Consider the following 21,386-nt stretch of genomic DNA (forward strand, 5'->3'; position numbering starts at 1 on the left):
TATAACGATAAATCCGCTCTTCAGCGATCATCACCGCCTCGCGCTGCGCCAGATACGCATCCATGCCGTCCGGCAAGATCCGGCAGCGCCAGCACTGCTTCACCCGCGTGCATTTGCTGAATCGCGTTGATCGCAGCGGCGAGCGTTTTGCGGTAATTCGCCCGCGTCAACGCTGATGATTTACCGAAATCCATCAACAATATCCGCTCGGCAGTCACGCCGGGCACGTCATACAACAGCAGCGTGCGCCCCGTTTCACCGCTCAGATCGCCCTTTTCCCACAACGCCTTCAATCGCCCATTGCTGGCGCGATCAATATCTGCCGCTGCGCCGCTCAATGGCTCCTGCGCAAAAACACTGAGAACAAGGCAAGGCGGTCTGGGTTGCCAGTGCGCCGGTGCGTAAAGTCATTTTCATGGTCAGCATTCCTCAAATAAACGTTGAAATCACACACAAAGTTGGAACATCAGCCGGTTGGCGTGATAGTGATAGGATGATTGAACACTTTGGCAAATAACAGACCTGAATACACATGCGCCTGATTGATCGTTATCTCGCGTGGGCAGTGATTGGCGGCACCTTACTGACGCTCGGCATTTTGCTGCCGCTATTAGGCGTGGTGATTCTTGCTGATGATTTAGACAACATTGGCACTGCCAATTACCAATTAACGGATGCGCTGCTCTTTATGGTGCTGAGTTTACCGCGTTACGCCTATCAGATTTTTCCAATTGCCACATTAATTGGCGCGTTAATTGGATTGGGTGCATTAGCCAATCGCTCTGAATTGGTCGCCATGCGTGCTGCGGGATTATCAGTGTGGCAAATCGTATTCGCCGGATTGCGCGGCGGCGTGTTATTAGTCGTGCTGGCGCTGGTGCTCGGCGAAGTCATTGCGCCAATGACAGAACAACGCGGAGTGCAATTGCGGCGCCAAGCCTTATCGGGAGAAATTGCGCAGCAAACGCTCGATGGTTTTTGGGCGATTGATGAAGGTGCTTATGTCAACATCCGCGAAATTCAATCAGGCGCTGATTTACGCGATATTTTCATTTATCAATTCGATGCAGCGACAGAAACGTTGATTGAAACTCACGCCAGCGCAGCACGTTATCGGAATGCACATTGGATATTAGAAGACATTGTCCGCAGTCGAATTAGTGACGGCGGTGTGCAAGTAGAGCGCATTGCACAAACGGGTTGGGATTCGTTGCTTGATCCGGGATTACTTAAAATCGTAATTGCAAATCCGCATTTACTGCCAGCGTGGAGTTTATACCGTTATATTCGGTTTATGGCAATTAATAAACAGGATGCTGGCGCTTATGAAGTAGTGTTTTGGGCTAAAGTGGTTTATCCGTTTTTGATGTTATCCATGATTTTACTGGCAACACCGTTATTACTTGGTTCATCGCGCAGCAGCGGCATGGGTTGGCGGTTATTTGTCGGCATTTTAATCGGCATTCTCTATTATTTGATTAGCCGTACCTTTGCTTATTTAGCTCTGCTGTTTGGAATGAATCCCGTTCTTGCAGCGATTATTCCGCCACTGTTATTTATTTCTAGCGCATTATTATTACTGCGTCGGTTGGGATAATAGTCGTAGGTTGGGTTGCCGCTGTTGGCAACCCAACAATTCAGATCAACATCGCAATGATTGAATGACAGCATCTGCGCAAAAGAGATGTTTTTTAATGCGTTAAAATTGGGTTGATTGCATCAACCCAACTTACGGTTTCTGATTTGAAAACGCAATGCGGCTGACAACGTGGCAGTGCATCCGCACAGACCAATTCAACGGTATGCAGTAATTGCTGCATGTCCAATGGTTTACGCAATACTGATGGACAATGCGCGTGATGGTGTTTGCAGTCGATATGACAGTCTGGTTGTAAATCCTGACCGCTCATTAAAATTACCGGCAATTGCGGATGCTCTTTCGCCATTTTTTCAAACAAACTAAAGCCATCCATAATGGGCATGGCGATGTCTGATAATACGAAATCAAAATTGCTATCTGCGCTGAGAAGTTGCAACGCATCTGCACCATGTTCCGCCGTGCAAAACCGCCAGCCCTGCGCAGTCAATAACCGTCCAATTGCTTCGCGTATTCGTGGATCGTCATCGACCAATAACACTCGTTGCACCTTGTTTATTGACATCGACAGCATCGCGTTTAAATCCTCTGCGTCATCCGGCAATTCTGTTGCGCCGGGCAGCAGCAGACGAAATTCCGTGCCTTCACCCAGCCGCGAATCCACTGTCAATGCTGCGCCGCTGCGAATGACAAATTCCTGCACCATAAATAGTCCCAGCCCGTGACCGCGTTGCTTGGCTTTGGTCGAAAACAGCGGTTCAAAAATCCGTTCCAGCGTCTCCGGGCGCATTCCGTGACCGGTGTCGCTGATGCAAATGGCAACGTGAGCGCCAATCGGCGCAATACCTAAACGCGGTGGCGATTCCGGCGCAGTCGGTTGGGCGCTGGCGGTTAATTTGAGTTGACCGCCGTCGGGCATCGCGTCGCGGGCGTTGAGCACCAGATTGAGCAACGCAGACTGTAAAAACGCAGCGTTACTGAAGCGTGAGATCGGCAGCAACATCGAATTGCGCATCAATAATGCGCGTAACAGGTGGCGCAAAATCCCAATTAATTCATCAAATACAACGCGCAATTCCACCCGTTCGCATTGAATGCCCCCAGCGCGACTCAGTGACAGCATTCCGGCGGTGATGACTTTGGCGTGACCAAGTGCGCTTTGCGTTTCCTCCAGCACTTCAGCAATTTCTGGATCAGCAGTTCTGTTGATGCCCTCGCTGAGATAAAGCAGATTTGCGTCGATTACGCCCAGCAAATTATTGAAATCATGGGAAATTCCGCTGGCAAGATGTCCAATGTGGCGCGTTCGCGGGCAGCGTCGAGATCGTGTTGCAGTCGTTGATTGTGTTCCTGCGCCGCAAGACGTTCGGTGATGTCTTCCACCATCGACACGGCAGCGCTATCTCCATCCAAACCCGGAATCATCGTGACCCGCACATCTCCCCACACCACTTCGCCATTGGCGCAGATAACGCCGATTGACCTGATAATTGGTGCGTTTTCCCGATGCCAATTCCGCAAAAAGTGTTGCAATTTCAGGCGATCATCGGGATGAATCATGCCGTCAAGACACTGTCCCAGCAGCGCCTCACGTCACGCCCCAACAGTTTGGCGTAAGCGTGATTGATGTAAATAAAACGCCGTTTGGCATCAGGAATGGCAATGCCCAGCGGCGCATGGTCAAACACAATCCGAAACCGCTGCTCACTTGCAGCGAGCCGCGATAAGGCTTCTTGCCAAGCAGTAACGTCTTGATCTGCGCCGCGATAACCGAGCAATGTGCCATTCGCATCAAAAAACGGTTGACCGTGCGTGAGCAGCCAAACCCGTTGCCCATTGCGGTGTTGTGCCACATTAACCAAATCTTGAAACAGCCTGACGCGCAAATACTTCAAATGCTTGTGCTTTAAATGCCTCGCGTTCCGCTTCTGAGAGAGATCATAAAAATGCTGTTTACCAATCAATTCATCTGGGCGATAACCCAAAATAGATTCCACTAAAGGACTGATAAGTGAATTGACCTTCAGCATTGACTTCCCATGCAATTGAGCGCGTTTGCTGCGCAAGTAAGTCATAACGCACCACGCTATCACGCAACGATTCATAAGTGCCTTCACGTTGAAAAGTGCTGGCCAGCAAATTGGCATATACCCGCATAAATTCAACTTTATTTTCGTAAATGATGGCAACGTACTGCATCTAATCCAAAAAGCCGATTAAACGACCGCCATCCATGACCGGCATAAATAACAATGATTGCGTATCCTGAGCAACGAAAACGAGCATTCTTCCTGCCAATTTCTATTCAGGTCTACAATTTGTGGAATCATCACAGCTTCATTACGACGCAGCGATTTACGATGTAAGAAACGATCAATTGCAATACACTGACATTGATCACGCAGCGGAATAACACCTTCTGCCGTCCATTCGTGGGTTTTGCTAACGGTATTGGTATATGATCAATTTTGCAAAAAAAGGTACGATCAAATGATGCCCCAGCCGCCCTAATGCGCGTTCAATAACCGTATAATACCAAGTGTTGGCGTTAAATTAACCAGTTCACCAGCCAGCTCCACTAATAAATGATCGAGAAATTCGCGGCGACGAAGTTGGATTTCGCATGTTTACGTTCATTAATGTTAGTATGCGTACCGCCATAATTTGTGGTTGGTTATTCGCATCGTGATGACCACGCTCCCTTCAGAAAGTACCCACCCAATAACCATCTTTATGGCGCATTCGTAACTCACACGAATAGCGATGATTGGGATAGCCAAATGTATTTTCAGTTCTCCTCACAACGCGCCAATTCTTTGGATGTGCTAATTGCTGCCAAGTGGCATAAGACACGGTTCTAATTCAGCTACGGTATAGCCGCAAATTTTGCCCAATACTCATTAATTGTCACTTCACCAGTAGCAATGTTCCATTCCCAAGTACCCAACTGTGTGCCGTTAATCACATTGACGAGTCGCTGGCGCTCTGAATTAACGCCAACTGCGCTTCTTTCAAATGACTTTGATCAAAAAGATAACCACGAATTTCATTAAGTTGACCTTAGCATCGCGCATCAAGTGCGTAAAATCGTAAAACCAACGGTATTCACCAGAATACAAACGCAGGCGATAGGATTGCTCAAAGGTGTCGCGCGATATTTAATATACCAATTAATTTCATCAACTACTGTTTTTAAATCATCAGGATGAATGATATCTGCGTAACGGAAATCGGCATCTAGCATTTCTGCTGGCGTATAGCCAAGAATATCAGTCACGTTATTCGAGACTTGATTACCGGCCAGTGTTCTGCGACATCCCAAGTAATGGTAAACACTGGTCCTGCAGAAAATAAATCTCGCTCACGACTTAATGCAGCTCGCGCTGCCAATTCCGCAGTTTGATCTTTACTAATTCAAAAAAGCATTCTTGACCATTCCAATGTCCACGCCATACTCGCGCCGTTGCAGGTATTGTTCACCGTTTTTCATTAACAGCGGTCGGTTGTAGTATTGGTTAAACCATTGCGCATTCGCTCACAGTTCATCACTGGCTTCAAAAAATCTGCGGGATGAATTAACGAAATAGATTTGCCAACTAATTCGGTTACTGAATAACCTAATTTACTTTCACCGCAGGATTAATATCGAGAATTTGCCCGTTTAATGTAGTCACAAAAATTATCATCCATACTCTCAAAAAAAGCGCGGAAGTTGGTGCGTTCGATATTAAGTAAGCGAAAATTTATGGTTAATGCGTTACCGATGATAGTGAGCGTATCAGCTAATTGATTCATTTCAACAAAAAAACTTGGGTGGCGCAATCCACGAAATTTGATCGCGGATTGCCACTGGCAGCGCCCGCGCACTAATGACTAAACGTTGTAGTAATAACGCCAAATGACGACTGCCGATTTGCGCAACTAATAATGCCAACAGCGTTAGCGCCATCAATAACGCCAATGTGTATCGTACTTCAGTTTGCACACGGTCAATGATTGGCGCAATTACTGACATTACCAATGCGCCACCAGTTTTTGGGTATGGCACAGCAATGTCATAACGCCCTTCACGATAGCGTTCCATTCCGTGAATCAACTCCATCTTTTGGTACTGCTTGATGTAAACGCATCACACTATCAATTGGATATGGCGGCGGCATTTGGGCAGTGGTGATATACATTTGCAAATCTGCATTTTTTAATAGGCTGGAATTGTAAATCTGTATAAGCATTTTGATTTCAGCATCTAATAATTCTGGGTGTGCATTCGCAGCGTATTTATCAAGTTCCTGTAGCGTTAATTGCGCGAATAACTGCAAGCGTTCACCGAGCCGACTTTCAATTTCAACGCCATAACGCTGGCTATTCCAACTGGAAATTAACAATCCCGGTAATAGCGTAGCGAATAACAGGCTGGAAAAATGTAATTCAGAAATGCGCATTCCACCCTGTGGTCGTCGCACCAGCGCCACAAATAATATAAATAGACTAACAATTGCTGCATTGAAAATGCCGTTGAGTGACTGTTTGAATACCACTAATAATGTTTGTGACCAGTTCATTTCTAATCCGACGCGATAACACAGAATAACTAGCGGAATACCAATGAGTAACCAATACAACGCATCAGCAAGCGCCAGCGGTAGCAAAGGGCGTCCGCGTCGCCGTGCCCATTCACGTTGCCCGCCCACAACGGCAGCTTCTGCAACAAAAATCAATAGCGCATAGGGATGATCCCAGAGCAATAAAGTATAGGCTCCGCCTGCTGCGGCAACTAAAATACCGGAAGCTCTACCCAACCAAACCAGTGCCAATAACGCAGCAATTGATCCGAATAACAGATCAACGCCAAAAAAGAGTGAAAGATGCAGCACATTACCGGCGATTGCTGCCACTGCCAGCAATACAGTGAACAGAATCTTTTTAAGATACAAATGGTTGGAAAGTTGTGGTATTGGCATAACAGCTTTTCACCTAAAAAATTGAAATGTGATATAACGATCTAGTGATTTGATGATACGCCAGCGTGATCGCAATGGCGTTATTTTAAACTGTGCAAAATAACACCATTATCAAGATAAAACTGTGATTGTGAACACAATTCCTCAAGTAGATCAATACTGCCCGGGCGTCCAAAGAGATAACCCTGCGCTAAATCTAATCCGGCACGAAATAATAAATCACGTTGCGCTTCAGTTTCGACTCCTTCCGCAATGAGTTTAAGACCAAGGCGCTGTCCAAAACTGATCACGGCCATCAATACCGTCATGGCTTTAATTGAATCAAACATTTCTGAAACAAAACTCAAATCAATTTTCAGAAAATTAAATGGCAATTCTGCTAAATTGCGCAATGACGCATAACCAGTGCCAAAATCATCAATGGCTAGCGATGCGCCCATCAATTGTGCTCGTGCCGCAAAATCGCGTAATACTTGGCGATCATTCCGCGCCCAAGTTTCAGTAATTTCAACCTGCACCCTACAGCAGCCATCTAGTCCCGTCACCAGTGTTTGCAATAGTTCAATTGCTTGCGGTTCTTCAATGGTAAAATGTGATAAATTTACCGATAGAAAATTGAGGTCTAGCGGTTGTAACCGTTCACGCAGTAGGATAATTTTGTTGAATAAATCTTGGGTGAGAGGATCAATTAAATTGGCGGTTTCTGCCAGTGGAATAAAATCCCGTGCTGCCAATAACGAGCCGTCTGCTAATCGCAGTCGTGCCAGCACTTCTGCTCCGCAAGGTCGGCCATCAACCAACGAAATAATGGGCTGAAAAAATGGCTCCAACGCTCCAGCTTTAAGCCGTTCAGCCAATAATTCTGCATCGAATGGTGGATTGTGTACTTCCGAATGTGACAATGCAGTATAATTTGGAGCGATTGATGGCGAATGCAGTGGTTGTAATGGTTGTAATGGTTGTAATGGTTGATGTGGATTAAGTAATGGCATCAAATCGTTGGCTAATAGTGCTTTAGATACCAAACCACGTACTTCAATTCCGCGTGCTTTGGCGATACGTTGCGCAGTATCTAAAAGATCATCGCCATAGCCAGATAAAAAAGCGACGGGAATGCGCTGTTTAGTTATCGCCAGCCATTCAATTAAATCTAGTCCGCTTTCCTGTCCCAGCCCAAGATCAAGCAGTAACAAATCGGGGGTTAGTGCCAATACTGCTATTTTGCAGGTTTGAATAGAGGTGCAGAACTCAAAGGAATGACCATGGCGTCGTACAATGCGCCGCAAAGTGGATTCCATGCGAGGATCATCATCAAGATAAAGAATGTGCATTAAATTCGTACTCTATTGGTTGGATTGAAGTGCTATCGGCGTTGATAACCGCCACAATTAACTGACAACTGAAAACTCAATTATGAACCACACTCCTTCTATTCTCAGTGACCATGAATTGCATCAACTACTCGCCGAAGATGTGCCTTTTGGCGATTTGACCACTGATTCGCTTGGGATTGCTGCCTGTTCGGGACAAATTCGTTTTTTCGCCCGCGATCCGATGGTGGTGTGCGGGACTGAGGAAGCAGTGCGGATGTTCCAATTGTGCGGTACGAAGGCGCATCTTTGCGTTCCTTCTGGTACTGCCGCGCCGACGGAAACGCTGTTATTGGAAGCGCAGGGCAGTGCTGGCGCGTTGCATCGTGGCTGGAAAACCGCACAAACCTTGGTGGAATGGTGTTCGGGCGTGGCGAGCAGTGCGGCGGGCATTGTCGCTGCTGCACGACGCGGTGATGCGTCGGCGATGGTGGCAGGAACGCGCAAAAATGTTCCCGGCAATCGGCGTCTTGCATCGAAAGCCTTTCGCGCTGGCGGCGCAGTGATGCACCGCAATGGACTCTCGGAAACGCTGTTGATTTTCGCCGAGCATCGGCTATTTCTCGGTGCAGAATGTCCCGCAGCCACGCTCGCACGACTGCGGCGGCAGTGTCCAGAAAAGCGGATTGTCGTCGAAGTAGCGACGTTGGAAGAAGCGCTGCTGTGGGCAAATGCGGACGTGCTGCAATTAGAAAAGTTTACTGTTCAGGGTGTTGAAGAAGTACGCGCAGCGCTGGGTTCTCAGGCTGTACTCGCTGCCGCTGGTGGCATCCACGTTCATAATGCTGAAGATTACGCCCGCGCTGGAGCGCATCTCCTGATTACCACTGCGCCGCATTTAGCGCCGCCGCGTGATGTGCAGGTGCGCTTTGGATTGGCGAATTGATGCACTGCAACAGGCGTTCAAAAACGGTGTATGTTTGAAACTGCCGTTGTTTGATGCTTAGAATGCGTCCCTTATTTCGTCAAGATTTCATTAAAGGTGGTTATTCCATGCAAGACCCAGTTGCTCACTCGGACAGTCAAATTGGCCGCGTCGAGGTCAAGGAAACCACTTGTTATATGTGCGCCTGTCGCTGCGGGATTCGCGTACACCTGCGCGACGGCGAAGTGCGCTATATCGACGGCAACCCGAATCACCCATTGAATAAAGGCGTCATTTGCGCCAAAGGCAGTTCGGGAATTATGAAACAGTATTCACCGGGGCGAATTACGCAACCGCTGCGGCGTAAAGCTGGCGCAGAACGTGGCAGCAGTGAATTTGAAGTTATTTCATGGGAAGAAGCATTCGGAATGCTCACTGAACGACTCAGTAAACTTCGCGCTGAAGACCCAAAAAAGTTCGCGTTATTTACTGGCCGCGATCAAATGCAAGCATTAACTGGCATGTTTGCCAAACAATTCGGCACACCGAATTACGCTGCGCACGGCGGTTTCTGCTCAGTCAATATGGCTGCTGGATTGATTTACACCATCGGCGGTTCATTCTGGGAATTCGGCGGTCCCGATTTAGAACGCGCCAAACTCTTTGTAATGATTGGCACTGCCGAAGATCATCATTCCAATCCGCTTAAAATTGATATTGCTGCATTCAAACGGCGCGGCGGTCGCTTCATTTCCGTCAATCCAATTCGCACCGGATATTCCGCAATTGCTGATGAATGGATACCAATTAAACCCGGCACAGATGGCGCATTGCTGTTGGCGATTACCAATGAGATTATTAAACAGGGTCTTTACGACCGTGAGTTTTTAATTCAGTACACCAATTCTGCTGAATTGGTCATTGACGACCCCGAACGCGATAATCACGGTTTATTTTATCGCGCTGAAATGCACATTGAAGAAGGTTGTTTTGATCCACAAAACAAACTGTGGTGGGATCGTGAATTAAACATTCCTATCAGTACCCACACGCCGGGCGCTGATCCACGTTTAATGGGCAGCTATACGCTTGATGATGGCACACCCGTAAAACCCGCATTTCAATTATTGAAAGAGCGCGTCGAGCAATACACGCCAGAGTGGGCAGCGCCAATCACCGGCATTCCCGCAGAAACCATTCGGCGGCTGGCGCACGAAATGGGCGTCACCGCCCGCGATCAAAAAATCGAATTGCCAATTCCGTGGACAGATTGCTGGGATAATGAACATAGTTCAGTCACCGGCAATCCCGTCGCTTTTCATGCAATGCGCGGCATGGCCGCACATTCCAATGGTTTTCAAACCATTCGCGCATTGGGCGTATTAATGACCATTTTGGGAACAATTGATCGCCCCGGTGGTTTTCGCCATAAAGCACCATATCCGCGTCCTATTCCGCCATGCCCTAAACCGCCGCATGGACCAGAAGCAGTGCAACCGAATACGCCATTGGATGGAATGCCGCTGGGCTGGCCGGCTAAACCAGAAGATTTATTTGTGGATAGCAATGGCGAGGCAGTACGCATTGATAAAGCCTTTTCGTGGGAATATCCGCTATCAGTGCACGGGCTAATGCACAACGTCATCACGAATGCGTGGCGCGGCGATCCCTATCCAATTGACACGCTGCTGTTATTCATGGCAAATATGGCGTGGAATTCGTCAATGAATACCGGCGAAGTGCGCAAGATGCTGGTAGACAAACAACCAAATGGTGAATACAAAATCCCATTTCTCGTGGTATGCGATACCTTTGCATCGGAAACCGTTGCATTTGCGGATTTGGTATTGCCAGACACCAGTTATTTAGAACGCCATGATGCGCTGTCAATGCTGGATCGCCCGATTTCAGAGTTTGATGGTCCGTCGATGCAGTGCGCATTCCAATTCTGCCACCAAAAGGCGAATGCAAACCCTTTCAGGAAGTATTGGTTGAATTGGGTTCACGGTTAAAACTACCGGCATTTACCAATGCTGACGGCAGTCGCAAATACCGTGATTACCCAGATTTAATCGTCAACTATGAAACATCGCCCGGTTCAGGCATTGGCTTTTTAGCAGGCTGGCGCGGCAAATCTGGCGAGAAGTTTTTAAAAGGCGAACCGAATCCTCGGCAATGGGAAATGTACGCACAAATGGTTGCGTATTTCATCACGAATTGCCGCGCAGTTATCAATACATGCGCAATTGGAATAAGGGTTATTTACATTGGGCGCGAGCACACGGCATGATTCGTTATGCCGAACCCATTACGCTGCATCTCTATTCCGAAGTGCTGCAAAAATTCCGGCTCGCCGCGCAGGTAAATGGCCCGGTCGCCAACCGCCGGAACGGTTGCGCCAGCGCGTTGAAACCTATTTTGATCCGCTGCCGTTCTTTTACGATCCGCTGGAGATGCAAGTCACTGATCCTCGGCGTTATCCGCTCAACGCACTGACGCAGCGCCCGATGGCGATGTATCACAGTTGGGACAGCCAAAATGCGTGGCTGCGCAGATTCACAGCCATAACTATTTGTTTGTAAACCCGGGTGTCGGTTTAGCGAACGGTTTTGGCGATGGCGATTGGATTTGGGTGGAATCGCCGCACGGTCGGGTGCGCTGTATGTGCCGGTTTTCTGAGGCAGTTGAGCCGGGCACGGTGTGGACGTGGAACGCGATTGGCAAGGCAGCGGGCGCTTGGGGATTGGGCGCAAATGCCGATGAAGCACGCAAGGGCTTTTTGCTTAACCATGTGATTTCTGAGAATTACCGCCATGCGATGCGGGCGAACATCTGTCGAATTCTGATCCAGTCACGGGGCAAGCCGCGTGGTTTGATGTGCGGGTGCGGGTTTATAAAGCCGCCGATGGTGAGGAGCAAGTGAGTTCACCGCAATTTGCACCGATGAAACGTCTGCCGGGACAAGATAAACCGCGTGGTAAATGGCAGGCTTATATGGCTGGTATTTTCGGGAAAAAATCATGACTCAACTCGCTCTCGTCATTGACCTTAATGTCTGCGTTGGCTGCCATGCCTGCGTGACTTCATGTAAAGAATGGAATACGTCTGGTTGGGCTGGTCCATTAGCCGATCAAAACCCTTACGATGGTTCGCCAACTGGCACTTTTTTTAATCGCGTACAGACTTTTGAAGTCGGAAAATTTCCGCAAACCGAAACGGTACATTTCCCCAAAAGCTGCCTACATTGTGAAGAACCGCCCTGTGTTCCGGTGTGTCCAACTGGCGCATCGTATAAACGCCCAGACAATGGCGTCGTATTGGTTGATTATGACAAATGTATTGGCTGCAAATACTGTTCATGGGCTTGTCCATACGGTGCGCGGGAATTAGATGAACTGCAACGGGTAATGAAAAAATGCACATTGTGCATTGATCGTATTGCCGACGCCAAACTCTCCGACCGGGATCGCAAACCCTCTTGCGTATTGGCATGTCCAGCAAGTGCTCGGCTCTTTGGTGATGTTCATGATCCTGATTCCGCAGTGTCCATTGCTATTCGTGAACGCGGCGGTTATCAATTGATGCCGGAATGGGGAACTCAACCATCAAATCATTATTTGCCACGCCGTAAAATCGTGCTGCATATTGACCCTGATGAACTCACTCGTATTGACAACCCTCTGCGTAAAGAAGACCTCACCGATTACACTGGTGAAGAAACACTTGACGACGTGGCTTGGTAAAAAGCAGGCGGTTATTTCGCCACTATTTATTGATCACTCATTTTGGAATTCAATTCATGCACCCTGCTTTTTCTGTCATCTTTTTAACCACGCTGATCGGTGCTGGTCAGGGATTATTTCTCGCACTGGTCACAGGTCAACTCTACGCCATTGCCCGCTTTTTACCGACGCAAGTCGATCAATTTTATGCTATCGGCAGTTTAGTAGCGTTGATATTACTGATTGTCGGGCTATTGGCTTCATTCTTTCATCTTGGTCATCCCGAACGCGCTTGGCGAGCAGCAACTAAATGGCGCACTTCATGGCTAGCACGGGAAGTGATTGTATTACCAATTGTCATGGCACTGGTATTTGCGTATGGCGCAGTGCATTGGTTGGGCTGGACAATGCCATTATTTCAGGTTGGCGAATTGTTAAAAGTCGATGCGACGCTGCTGCTCGGTTTAATGGGAACAATTGCCAGTTTTGCGCTTTTTGTGTGCACTGCAATGGTTTATGGTGGTGTTCGTTTTATTCAAGAATGGCATACACCATTAACTGTAGCTAATTTTCTCTTTTTAGGGGCAGCTTCTGGCTTCATGCTTGCTGCCGCTTATTCAGCGTATATCGGCAATCCGCTCGTTACTTTTTTTGGCACTTGGGCAGTAATTCTTACGCTTGCTGGATTGGCATCACGCGCTGCACATTTAATTCGCAATGCCAAACTTAAACATAGAAGCAGTGTTCAGACTGCAATTGGTATTCGTCATACTGCGATTGCTCAAAAAGCACAGGGAGCGACTGGTGGCAGTTTCAATACCCGTGAGTTTTTTCATGGTCAAAGTCAGTCTACGATTGAAATGATGCGCCGCATCTTTTTAATTGTGGTCTTTCCGATTCCAATTGTACTCATTGGTGCGGCTTACATCACTGCTTCACCCACACTACCCATTCTCGCATTTATCATTCAGTATTTTGGTTTGATTGCAGAACGTTGGTCATTTTTTGCGGAAGCAAAACATCCACAAAACTTGTATTACCAATCTGTTGCTTGAGCAATGAGATGACAGGCTTGCCGGTGTCATAATGACATCGGCAACAATTCTGAAAAATCGCCAATTGCTAAAAACTCATGATTGATATGACGGCGTACCGTAGTAGAATCTGGTGTCATTGCTGCAACGAGCCAACGAATACCAAAGCGTTGCGCTTGATATAAAACGTTTAAATTGTCATCAATAAATAGTGTGCGTTGAGGATCAAAAGGTTCAATTGCCTGAAAATGCGACCAAAATGTTGGCGATTCCTTAGCAGTTTTTAGGTCATGTGCTGAGATGATGCGATCAAAATAACCGCCCAATGCAGTGCGCTCAAGTTTCAATTTAAGTGAGTGTTGATGTGCATTAGTGACAAGAACAAGCCGTTTACTGAGCGTGACCACTGCTTCTAAAAAATCAATGACATGTGGATGTACTGCGATCAAATGTGCTACTTCCCGTTTAAGTTGAACAATGTTTAAATCTAATTCACGACTCCAATGCTCAACGCAATACCACTCCAATGTGCCTTCAATTGCACGATAACGAGAAAAGAGTTCAGCTTTTGCCTCCGCTATTGATAACCCACGCTTTTCAGAATAACGCAGCGGTACGTGTTCCAACCAAAAGTGATTATCAAAATGAAGATCAAGAAGAGTGCCATCTAAATCTAAAAATACGCTGTCTATTTCTTTCCAATTGAGGCTCATTGTTATTTTTCCTGTATTTAATTTTAAAATCTGCTGTTCATTACTTAATAGCATGTTACAGTATAAGACGAAATTAGCGAACAACCTTTGTTCAGTAGTGGCTGTTAATGTTGCTGGTGTTGTACTTTCACACTAGAACAAACAGTCTTTGTGATTATTTGATGTATTGGGATTGATAACCGTGGCAAAGACAAAAACGATAACGACCGATGATATTTTAGTGATGTTGTGTAATTCAGTACGCAAGGTGCTGACTGCAGCAACAAAAACGCCGATTAGCTATTCCGCAATGGTACAGCGCATTACCCGTACTTGTCTGCGTCCTGATATTGGTTGCTTTGTACTGTTTGATGGAGGTTTTTCTGGGTTGGTCATTATGAACTTCTCAGCAGCATCAGCTATGGAGCTTTATCGTGCCTATATGATTTCAATGGGAATGCCAGAATCTGAATTAGCCAGTCGACATACTTCTGAGGAAGTTGGGAATATGCTTGGAGAATTAATGAACCAGATTGTAGGTGATTTCACTGGCAATGTTGGACATGAATTACAAGTATGTATTAACCAGAATCAACCAAAAATGCTCACTATCAATAAAGAAGTGATGGTAAGTATTGATACGAATTTGGATCGTCCACAGGCACGGCGTGTCACTTTTAACACGACCAGTCGCAATGTTTTTTATATGGAATTAGCAATGGATAAGACTGATTTCATTAAACTGCATGATTTTGAGCGTGAAGAAACCGATCCTGATCGTATTGTAGAAGAACAAGCACGACAAACAGCAGGAGCCGCAGGAATTTCTGAATCTAATGCAGTATCGGATGCTCAGTTAGCAACCATAGCAGCAGATCAAGCCTTTTTAGATGCACTCGGTTTATAATAAAACGAGACAGGAATTAAAGTGATTGGAATGGTGCAGAATGTTATTAAATGCGTCACACTATTAAGAGTCGTGTGACGCAGGTTTTTTGATGAATAAAATGCAGATCATGCAACTATCAATTTTTAATTGCCAGTCATGGTTTTAGCATGATTGATTAAATCATCAATTTCACGTTCGGCATCCGCCCAATCCTCCACTTCATGACCGGGTGCAAAATTGCGCTTTTCGGCTTTGAAATAAGCAGCATCTTCGATCATTTTCTGGCGAACATCAGGCGAAACTGTCGCAATCTGTTGGAGACTAACCGGATTTTCAGCAGTCATTGATTTTGCTGCTGATGTTTTTGTAGGTGCAGTAACAGGTGATGACGCCGTTTTTTCCGGTACATCAACAGCAGAAGAGACTTTCTTTTTCTGCGCCGTTCTTTTCGCTGCTGGTTTTTTAGTAACACCATTATTGTCAGTCATTTGTCATCTCCGCGTCATTCTAAATTCTCGTATTTTCTAAAACAAATTCAGCCAGAATGCAATGATTTTAGTGCACTGCAATGATCTGTGTTTTACGCGTTAAATAATACCATTAGTTATTTCAAGTGCATGTTGTTGATTTAATCCCCATTCAATATGTTCACGCACCAGCGAATCAGGATAATTGATCCGCGAATGAAGTGCGGTGATACATTGCGGCGAATGATGTGCATTGCCAAGTGCCACTGCGAGATTGCGTAACCATTGCGCATAACCAATCCGCCGAATTGCCGAACCTTCGGTGCGCTGTAAAAAAGTGGTTTCATTCCATGCGAATAATTCAATTAGCGTGGTGGCATTTAAATGATTGCGCGTCATAAAATCTGGCTCTACGGTTTGAATTGCAAAACGATTCCATGGACACACGCGTTGGCAATCATCACAACCATAAATGCGATTGCCCAATAATGAACGCAATTCGATTGGAATGCTGCCGCGATATTCAATCGTTAAATAAGAAATACAACGTCGTGCATCCAATTGATAGGGAGCAATAATAGCATGAGTTGGACAGCAATCTAAACAGGCGTGACAATTTCCGCAATGATCACGCATTGGCGTATCAATCGGTAATGCTAAATCAGTGTAAATTTCACCGAGAAAAAACCATGATCCAGCGCGAGGATGAATAAGATTAGTGTGCTTACCAATCCAACCTAATCCAGCTTTTTCCGCCAGTGGTTTTTCTAAAACCGGTGCGGAATCAACAAAAACGCGATAACCAAATGGGTTAATGATTGCCGCAATTTGATTCGCAAGGCGCTGTAATCTTTTTCGTAACACACAATGATAATCACGTCCCAACGCATAGCGAGAAATAAATGCTTGAATAGGATCAACTTGTATCTGTGCACTTGTCGCAGGCGGTTCATGCCAATAATTCATTCGCGCTGAGATAACGCGCAATGTTCCCGGAACCAATTCTGCTGGGCGCGATCGCCGCGTACCGTGTCGCGCCATGTAATCCATCGTGCCATGATGCCCAGCGGCGAGCCAATTCAATAACCGTGTTTCCGCTACAGCAAGATCAATATCGGTAATTCCGAGTTGCTGAAATCCCAGTTGTTCACCCCATATTTTTATCTGTGCGGTGAGTTGCGTAAGCTGATTTTGCGTCAGCGATGGATTTGTTTTATCTAGGTGATTCATTTCGTTTAGCACACATTTTTTATAGAATTGCGATATAAAATGCAAAGAGGATGGCTAGAATTTTTCTGAATTAAAGTCTATATTGACTGCTCGCATTTTGCTCCAAAAAGAGATTTTATTAAATGGGATTACGCACTCCGTTGTTTTCAGAACACCAGCGCCTCGGTGCGCGGATTGTTCCTTTTGGTGGCTGGGAAATGCCGCTGCATTATGGATCACAACTTGAAGAACATCATATCGTGCGCCGTGCTGCGGGAATGTTTGATGTATCGCACATGCGGGCAATTGATATTGACGGTGCGGATGCGTGCGCTTTTTTGCGTTATGTCCTCGCCAATGATGTTGCGCGTCTAACTGCACCTAATAAAGCATTGTATAGCTGTTTGCTCAACGAACAGGGCGGCGTTATTGATGATTTAATCGTTTATAGTCGCGGAATTAATCGCTATCGTTTAGTGGTTAATGCGGGCACTGCAAACAGTGATCTGGCGTGGCTAGAAGCGCAGCGCAGTGGATTTATGGTTAATCTTCAATCCCGTATTGATTTGGCTATGATTGCAGTGCAAGGCCTGAAGCGCGAAAAAAACTGCGCCGTTACTGCCAATTAATCTCCGCGATTCTGCATTGCAAATGCAACCTTTTTTTGCAGTTGAAGATGAAGCGCAATCTTGGTTTATTGGGCGCACCGGCTACACTGGCGAAGATGGTTTTGAGATTCTATTGCCACAGGAACAAGCTGTTGATTTTTGGCAGAAACTATTGGCTGCTGGAGTTAAACCATGTGGACTTGGTGCCCGCGATACGCTGCGTTTAGAAGCGGGAATGAATCTTTATGGGCACGAAATGAATGAGACAGTTGGTCCATTGGATGCGGGTTTGAATTGGACGATTGCGTGGGAACCTGTCGAGCGCAATTTTATTGGACGGGCGGCAATGACTGCGCGGCGCGATGATCCGCAATGTCGCCAATTAGTCGGTTTATTATTGACCGGAGCGGGAATCATCCGCGATCATCAATCGGTATTGTGCGATGGAGTGGTCGTGGGCGAAATTACTTCTGGTGGATTTTCACCCACGCTAGAGCGGTCAATTGCGCTGGCGCGAGTAGAATCGGGATTGGGGGCGCATTGCGCAGTGGAAATTCGCGGTAAAGCAGTGCCTGCGCGAGTGGTTAAACCGCCATTCGTGCGCAATGGCAAAAGCTGTATTGAATTGTAATCACCTGATGTTTAATTAACCTGAGAAAATCGAGATGAATGCTGTTCCAACTGAATTAAAATACACCAAATCCCATGAATGGGTGCGTGATAATGGCGATGGTACGGTGACGGTGGGTATTACCGATCATGCGCAAGAAGCACTCGGTGACATCGTATTCGTAGAAACGCCGGAATTAGGGCGTGTGGTGATGACAGATGAAGCCACTGCGGTGGTTGAATCGGTTAAAGCTGCGTCGGATATCTACGCGCCGCTGGCTGGTGAAGTGATTGAAGCAAATCAACAGCTCGCGGATACGCCAGATGCAATTAATAGCAGTCCGTATGCAGCAGGTTGGATTTTTCGGTTAAAACTGAATGATGTGAATGCGCTTGCCAATTTGCTTGATGCAGCAGCGTATGAACAGGTTGTTGCGGACGAGATTAAATTAGGTTGCAGTAAGGCAATTGCGCCGATGATACGGAGTTTTCGGTGTATTGCTGATTTTAGTTGACAGTTGTCAGTAAACAATGATGTTCGATGCTTATCTTTGTGCGATGCAGTTTTCAGTGAGTGGACAGCGCCAGCGTTCTGCGTTATTTCTTCATTCATTCTTCACTGCTAATTCCTGCGCTTATGTCTACGCAATACCCACTCATTCTTGTTGACGCTTCTGGCTATCTGTTTCGCGCTTATCACGCGATGCCTAAATTGACTAATGCACATGGCGAACCGACTGGCGCAGTCGTCGGCGTTCTCATCATGCTGCAAAACTTAATTGATGAATATCAGCCCGATTATCTCGGCGTCGTATTCGATGCTGGCGGGCGCAATTTTCGTCACGAGCTGTTCCCTGCCTACAAAGCGCAGCGCCCGCCGCTGCCGGACGATCTCCGCCCGCAATTTGCGCCGCTGCAAGCCGCAATTCAGGCACTTGGCTGGCCATTGCTGATTGTTCCTGATGTGGAAGCCGACGATGTGATTGGAACGCTGGCGACGCAGGCTGCTGCGGCTGGCATCGCCACGCTAATTGCTACCAGCGACAAAGACTTAGCGCAACTGGTCTGCGAGCGCATTCATCTGCTCGATACCATGAAAAACCGTCTGCTTGATCCGGCCGGTGTGTCAGACGTTCGGCGTCCACCGGAGCGCATCGCTGATTATCTGGCGCTGAAAGGTGACAGCAGCGACAACATTCCCGGTGTGCCGGGCTGCGGCGATAAAACGGCGATTCAATGGTTGACGCAATTTGGCGATTTGGACGGGATCATCGCCCATGCCAACGCCATTCCGCGCAAAGTTGGCGACAACCTCCGCGCTGCGCTCCCGCAATTGCCGCTGCTGCGCCAGCTCACCACGATTAAATGCGATGTGCCGCTGGCGCTGCATCCAACCGATTTGCGCCCGACTGCGGCGGATAACGTCGCGCTGCGCGAGTTGTATCTGCGTTTGGAATCGCGCGGTTGCTGAAAACTATCGGCGCGATGAATCTTGATTTGCTCGCGCCAGCCAGCACTGCGCCGACCGCACCGCCGCAGCTTCGCGCCACTTATGACCTGATTCTCACGCCGGAACAATTGGAACCTTGGCTGGCGCGACTCGCCGCTGCCGAGCTGTTTGCGTTTGATACCGAAACGACCGGCTTGGACGTGATGACTGCGGAATTGGTCGGCGTGTCATTCGCCGTCGCGCCGGAGCAGGCAGCGTACATTCCGCTGGCGCACCGCTATTTTGACGTGCCTGCGCAGCTAGAGCGGGCGACGGTGCTGGCGCAGTTGCGACCGCTGTTGGAAGACGCCAGCCGCGCCAAAGTTGGGCAAAACCTCAAATTTGATCTCAACATTTTGACGCGTTACGGCATCACGCTGCGCGGCATCGCCCACGACACGATGTTGGCCAGTTATGTGCTTGACAGCACTGCCGCCAGTCACGGCATGGATGCGCTGGCACAAAAACATCTCGACTACACGACGATTCATTTTGAGGACGTGGCGGGCAAGGGCAGGAAGCAAATCACCTTCGATCAGGTGACGGTCGAAACTGCCGCGCAATACGCCGCTGAAGATGCTGATATCACGCTGCGTTTGCAGCAGAAGTTGTGGCCGCAAGTGTTAGCAAATCCAAAATTAACTCAGCTTTATCAGGAACTTGAATTGCCGTTGATTCCGGTGCTGGCGCGGATGGAGCGCACTGGTGTCAAAATCGACAGCAATTTGCTGGCGCAGCAAAGTGTGGAATTAGCGCAGCGACTGGCGGCGCTGGAATTGAATGCGTATGAAACGGCAGGGCGGCGCTTCAATCTCAATTCGCCCAAACAAATTGGCGCGATTTTGTTTACCGAGTTGGAGCTGCCGGTCGTGCGCAAAACGCCCAAAGGTGAGCCGTCCACTTCAGAAGACGTGCTCGAACAACTCGCCGAGCAACACGCGCTGCCGCGTTTAATTCTCGACCATCGCAGTTTGGCCAAACTCAAATCGACTTACACCGACGCGCTGCCCAAATTGGTCAATTCAACGACCGGTCGATTACACACTTCCTATCATCAAGCTATTACTGCAACTGGACGGTTGTCATCCAGCGATCCGAATTTGCAGAACATTCCAATTCGTACCGAAGACGGACGACGTATTCGTCAAGCCTTCATTGCTACATCGGGTTATCAAATTGTGTCAGCGGATTATTCGCAAATTGAGCTGCGGATCATGGCGCATCTATCCGGCGATGAGCGATTGCTATCGGCATTTGTGAATGGTTTAGACGTGCATCGCGCTACTGCTGCCGAGATTTTGCAATTGCCGCTGGATGAAATAACCACCGAACAGCGGCGAGCAGCAAAAGCCGTTAATTTTGGATTGATGTATGGAATGTCCGCATTTGGATTGGCGCAGCAAATTGGCTGCGGCAAACGCGAGGCAGCGAGTTATATGGAACGTTATTTTGAACGATACGTTGGCGTAAAAGAATTTATGGAACGTATTCGCCAACAAGCGCGGGCAAATGGTTATGTCGAAACGTTATTCGGACGGCGGCTGCATTTAATTGAGATTAACCACAGCAATCAAGCGCGTCGCGCTGCTGCCGAACGCACCGCAATCAATGCGCCGATGCAGGGCACTGCTGCTGATATTATTAAACGCGCCATGCTCGCAGTGGATCACTGGATTGAAACTGAACAACCACCAGTGAAATTGTTGCTGCAAGTGCATGATGAATTGGTATTTGAAATTGCCACCGACGCAGTGGCAATGGCGAGCGAACGAATTCGTATTGCAATGGAAGCAGCAGCGGAATTAGCTGTGCCGTTAATCGTTGATATTGGTCATGGTGACAATTGGGACGCGGCGCATTAAATCGAAATCCCC

General features: G+C 47.5%; 18 protein-coding genes and 4 pseudogenes. 9 read left to right on the forward strand and 13 right to left on the reverse strand.

Annotated features, from left to right (window positions below; translation table 11 throughout):
- Positions 1-20 precede the first annotated feature (20 nt).
- Positions 21-338, reverse strand: coding sequence for a M17 family peptidase N-terminal domain-containing protein (locus CXB77_RS11795; RefSeq protein WP_105074081.1), 318 nt, complete (start codon positions 336-338; stop codon positions 21-23).
- 194 nt (positions 339-532) lie between these two features.
- Here CXB77_RS11795 and lptG point away from each other — a divergent pair, with 194 nt between their 5' ends.
- Positions 533-1,597, forward strand: coding sequence for an LPS export ABC transporter permease LptG (lptG, locus tag CXB77_RS11800; protein ID WP_105073075.1), 1,065 nt, complete (start codon positions 533-535; stop codon positions 1,595-1,597).
- Positions 1,598-1,691: 94 nt separating this feature from the next.
- Here lptG and CXB77_RS11805 read toward each other — a convergent pair whose 3' ends face one another.
- From CXB77_RS11805 to CXB77_RS11835, 9 genes are all read right to left on the reverse strand, one after another.
- The gene (locus CXB77_RS11805) at positions 1,692-2,852 is read right to left on the reverse strand and encodes a response regulator (protein WP_105074082.1); all 1,161 of its coding nucleotides are present in this window, start codon (positions 2,850-2,852) and stop codon (positions 1,692-1,694) included.
- Positions 2,840-3,157, reverse strand: coding sequence for a PAS domain S-box protein (locus tag CXB77_RS11810; RefSeq protein ID WP_105074083.1), 318 nt, complete (start codon positions 3,155-3,157; stop codon positions 2,840-2,842). Before CXB77_RS11810 ends, CXB77_RS11805 begins: the two co-directional genes overlap by 13 nt.
- Positions 3,154-3,672, reverse strand: coding sequence for a PAS domain-containing protein (locus CXB77_RS11815; RefSeq protein ID WP_347338127.1), 519 nt, complete (start codon positions 3,670-3,672; stop codon positions 3,154-3,156). Before CXB77_RS11815 ends, CXB77_RS11810 begins: the two co-directional genes overlap by 4 nt.
- Positions 3,563-3,796 (reverse strand): hypothetical protein, encoded by a 234-nt coding sequence (locus tag CXB77_RS19755; protein ID WP_172452652.1) that lies wholly within the window; start codon positions 3,794-3,796, stop codon positions 3,563-3,565. The genes CXB77_RS11815 and CXB77_RS19755 overlap by 110 nt, the downstream gene beginning before the upstream one ends.
- Before the next feature lie 504 nt (positions 3,797-4,300).
- Positions 4,301-4,450 carry a hypothetical protein gene (locus CXB77_RS19760; protein WP_172452653.1) on the reverse strand — a complete coding sequence of 50 codons (150 nt, stop codon included), beginning with the start codon at positions 4,448-4,450 and terminating at the stop codon, positions 4,301-4,303.
- Between the two features lie 220 nt (positions 4,451-4,670).
- Complete coding sequence (locus CXB77_RS11820; protein WP_146108808.1) at positions 4,671-4,874, reverse strand: PAS domain-containing protein; 204 nt, start codon at positions 4,872-4,874, stop codon at positions 4,671-4,673.
- 519 nt (positions 4,875-5,393) lie between these two features.
- Positions 5,394-5,681: a hypothetical protein gene (locus CXB77_RS11825; RefSeq protein WP_105074086.1), complete on the reverse strand. Its 288-nt coding sequence runs from the start codon at positions 5,679-5,681 to the stop codon at positions 5,394-5,396.
- Positions 5,665-6,558, reverse strand: coding sequence for a hypothetical protein (locus CXB77_RS11830; RefSeq protein WP_105074087.1), 894 nt, complete (start codon positions 6,556-6,558; stop codon positions 5,665-5,667). Before CXB77_RS11830 ends, CXB77_RS11825 begins: the two co-directional genes overlap by 17 nt.
- An 80-nt stretch (positions 6,559-6,638) precedes the next feature.
- On the reverse strand, positions 6,639-7,889 hold the full coding sequence (locus CXB77_RS11835; protein ID WP_105074088.1) for an EAL domain-containing protein: 1,251 nt from the start codon (positions 7,887-7,889) through the stop codon (positions 6,639-6,641).
- Between the two features lie 82 nt (positions 7,890-7,971).
- On the opposite strand from CXB77_RS11835, the gene modD reads away from it, so the two are divergent.
- The 4 genes and pseudogenes from modD to soeC all read left to right on the forward strand — a co-directional run bounded on the left by modD (position 7,972) and on the right by soeC (position 13,570).
- Complete coding sequence (gene modD, locus CXB77_RS11840) at positions 7,972-8,814, forward strand: ModD protein (protein WP_105074089.1); 843 nt, start codon at positions 7,972-7,974, stop codon at positions 8,812-8,814.
- A 107-nt stretch (positions 8,815-8,921) separates the two neighbouring features.
- Positions 8,922-11,817, forward strand: a pseudogene (gene soeA, locus CXB77_RS11845) (sulfite dehydrogenase subunit SoeA).
- Complete coding sequence (soeB, locus tag CXB77_RS11850) at positions 11,814-12,536, forward strand: sulfite dehydrogenase subunit SoeB (RefSeq protein ID WP_105074090.1); 723 nt, start codon at positions 11,814-11,816, stop codon at positions 12,534-12,536. The pseudogene soeA and the gene soeB overlap by 4 nt, the downstream one beginning before the upstream one ends.
- A 56-nt stretch (positions 12,537-12,592) precedes the next feature.
- A complete protein-coding gene (gene soeC, locus CXB77_RS11855; protein ID WP_105074091.1) occupies positions 12,593-13,570 on the forward strand; it encodes a sulfite dehydrogenase subunit SoeC in 978 nt (325 codons plus the stop codon).
- 26 nt (positions 13,571-13,596) lie between these two features.
- Here the strand turns inward: soeC and yrfG are convergent, their stop codons facing one another.
- Positions 13,597-14,262, reverse strand: a complete 666-nt coding sequence (yrfG, locus tag CXB77_RS11860) for a GMP/IMP nucleotidase (RefSeq protein WP_105074092.1) — start codon at positions 14,260-14,262, stop codon at positions 13,597-13,599.
- 181 nt (positions 14,263-14,443) lie between these two features.
- On the opposite strand from yrfG, the gene CXB77_RS11865 reads away from it, so the two are divergent.
- On the forward strand, positions 14,444-15,148 hold the full coding sequence (locus CXB77_RS11865; RefSeq protein ID WP_105074093.1) for a DUF3334 family protein: 705 nt from the start codon (positions 14,444-14,446) through the stop codon (positions 15,146-15,148).
- Between the two features lie 125 nt (positions 15,149-15,273).
- Here CXB77_RS11865 and CXB77_RS20365 read toward each other — a convergent pair whose 3' ends face one another.
- Positions 15,274-15,618, reverse strand: coding sequence for a DUF2934 domain-containing protein (locus tag CXB77_RS20365; RefSeq protein ID WP_105074094.1), 345 nt, complete (start codon positions 15,616-15,618; stop codon positions 15,274-15,276).
- A 99-nt stretch (positions 15,619-15,717) separates the two neighbouring features.
- A complete protein-coding gene (gene queG / locus CXB77_RS11875; protein WP_105074095.1) occupies positions 15,718-16,827 on the reverse strand; it encodes a tRNA epoxyqueuosine(34) reductase QueG in 1,110 nt (369 codons plus the stop codon).
- Between the two features lie 122 nt (positions 16,828-16,949).
- Here queG and gcvT point away from each other — a divergent pair.
- From gcvT to polA, 3 pseudogenes are all read left to right on the forward strand, one after another.
- Positions 16,950-18,045 (forward strand): annotated as a pseudogene (gcvT, locus tag CXB77_RS11880) (glycine cleavage system aminomethyltransferase GcvT).
- Between the two features lie 34 nt (positions 18,046-18,079).
- Positions 18,080-18,466, forward strand: a pseudogene (gene gcvH, locus CXB77_RS11885) (glycine cleavage system protein GcvH); the annotation flags it as partial.
- Between the two features lie 194 nt (positions 18,467-18,660).
- Positions 18,661-21,374, forward strand: a pseudogene (polA, locus tag CXB77_RS11890) (DNA polymerase I).
- Positions 21,375-21,386 lie beyond the last annotated feature (12 nt).

The sequence above is a fragment of the Chromatium okenii genome, from assembly GCF_002958735.1.
GTDB classification, from domain to species: domain Bacteria; phylum Pseudomonadota; class Gammaproteobacteria; order Chromatiales; family Chromatiaceae; genus Chromatium; species Chromatium okenii_A.

Excerpts from the sequence above, each read along its gene's own strand:
- CXB77_RS19755 (WP_172452652.1), bottom strand. The coding sequence starts at position 3,796 with ATGCAGTACGTTGCCATCATTTACGAAAATAAAGTTGAATTTATGCGG.
- CXB77_RS20365 (WP_105074094.1), bottom strand. The coding sequence starts at position 15,618 with ATGACTGACAATAATGGTGTTACTAAAAAACCAGCAGCGAAAAGAACG.
- CXB77_RS11810 (WP_105074083.1), bottom strand. The coding sequence starts at position 3,157 with ATGATTCATCCCGATGATCGCCTGAAATTGCAACACTTTTTGCGGAAT.
- soeC (WP_105074091.1), top strand. The coding sequence starts at position 12,593 with ATGCACCCTGCTTTTTCTGTCATCTTTTTAACCACGCTGATCGGTGCT.
- CXB77_RS11835 (WP_105074088.1), bottom strand. The coding sequence starts at position 7,889 with ATGCACATTCTTTATCTTGATGATGATCCTCGCATGGAATCCACTTTG.
- CXB77_RS11830 (WP_105074087.1), bottom strand. The coding sequence starts at position 6,558 with ATGCCAATACCACAACTTTCCAACCATTTGTATCTTAAAAAGATTCTG.
- soeB (WP_105074090.1), top strand. The coding sequence starts at position 11,814 with ATGACTCAACTCGCTCTCGTCATTGACCTTAATGTCTGCGTTGGCTGC.
- modD (WP_105074089.1), top strand. The coding sequence starts at position 7,972 with ATGAACCACACTCCTTCTATTCTCAGTGACCATGAATTGCATCAACTA.
- CXB77_RS11825 (WP_105074086.1), bottom strand. The coding sequence starts at position 5,681 with ATGGAACGCTATCGTGAAGGGCGTTATGACATTGCTGTGCCATACCCA.
- yrfG (WP_105074092.1), bottom strand. The coding sequence starts at position 14,262 with ATGAGCCTCAATTGGAAAGAAATAGACAGCGTATTTTTAGATTTAGAT.
- lptG (WP_105073075.1), top strand. The coding sequence starts at position 533 with ATGCGCCTGATTGATCGTTATCTCGCGTGGGCAGTGATTGGCGGCACC.
- CXB77_RS11815 (WP_347338127.1), bottom strand. The coding sequence starts at position 3,672 with ATGACTTACTTGCGCAGCAAACGCGCTCAATTGCATGGGAAGTCAATG.
- queG (WP_105074095.1), bottom strand. The coding sequence starts at position 16,827 with ATGAATCACCTAGATAAAACAAATCCATCGCTGACGCAAAATCAGCTT.